Origin of the sequence: Actinomycetospora callitridis (genome assembly GCF_028737265.1) — a bacterium.
Lineage (GTDB): Bacteria > Actinomycetota > Actinomycetes > Mycobacteriales > Pseudonocardiaceae > Actinomycetospora > Actinomycetospora callitridis.
This window is the reverse complement of record NZ_JAQZAK010000025.1, coordinates 1-1,015: the sequence shown is the minus strand read 5'-3', so window position 1 is coordinate 1,015 and position 1,015 is coordinate 1. Positions and strand designations below refer to the sequence as shown.

Sequence of the window (1,015 nt, the reverse complement as noted above, 5' to 3'; positions counted from 1 at the left end):
GCGGACCGGAAGCGGAGCGACCAACTGCGAGGAACGACCAGGCGAACGCGACCACTCCCACCAGGGGGTCGCTTAGCTGCCACTTCTGCTCAGGTGGCCCTGGCCCCACAGGGCACGATCTGGGGTGATCCGGCCATGACCGAGCACCGCTTCTCGCAGATCGACGTCTTCGCCGACCGGCTCACCGAGGGAAACCCGGTCGCCGTCGTCCACGACGCCGACGACCTCACCGACGAGACGATGGCGGCGTTCGCCGCGTGGACCAACCTGAGTGAGACGACGTTCCTCCTGGAGCCCACCGACCCCACGGCCGACTACCGACTGCGGATCTTCACACCCGACCGGGAGCTGTCGTTCGCCGGGCACCCCACCCTCGGGGCGGCGAGGGCCTGGCTCGACGCGGACGAGGCTCCCCGAGACCAGGACACCCTGGTGCAGGAGTGCGCAGCCGGGCTGGTCCGTATCCGGCGCGAAGCCGGCAGCGGAGGACGCCTCGCCTTCGCCGCTCCTCCGCTGCTGCGCTACGGACCGGTCGACGATGCTGACGTCGCGATCCTGCGCCGAGGCCTCGGTCTCGCCGCGACCGACATCGTCGACGCCGCGTGGGTCGACAACGGGCCGGGCTGGGTCGCCCTCCTGCTGCGCGACGCGGCCACCGTCCTGGACATCGAACCCGACCGCGTTGTGCTGACCGGGTTCGACGTCGGCGTCGTCGGCCGGCATCCCGCGGGCTCGGACGCCGCCGTCGAGGTGCGCGCCTTCGTCCCGACCGTCGGTACCGGCGAGGACCCGGTGACCGGCAGCCTCCACGCCGGCCTCGGGCGGTGGTTGATCGACACCGGTCGTCTACCGACGGCCTACACCGCGACCCAGGGCACCTGCCTGGGACGACGCGGCCGCGTGCACGTCGAGCAGGTCGGGAACGACCTGTGGGTGGGCGGCGCCACCACGCCCGGGGTCTCCGGAAAGGTCCATCTCTGACTGGGCCCTCCTCCCGCACCCCACACCACGCGGC

Annotated in this window: 1 protein-coding gene; it reads left to right on the top strand. The window is 72.1% G+C overall.

The features are described 5' to 3' along the window. The first annotated feature begins 135 nt into the window (after positions 1–135). Positions 136–981 carry a PhzF family phenazine biosynthesis protein gene (locus tag PH191_RS29940; protein ID WP_274198282.1) on the top strand — a complete coding sequence of 282 codons (846 nt, stop codon included), beginning with the start codon at positions 136–138 and terminating at the stop codon, positions 979–981. The last annotated feature ends 34 nt before the right edge of the window (positions 982–1,015 follow it).

What these genes read in the sequence shown, in the direction of transcription:
- PH191_RS29940 (WP_274198282.1), top strand. Translation starts at nt 136, where the DNA reads ATGACCGAGCACCGCTTCTCGCAGATCGACGTCTTCGCCGACCGGCTC.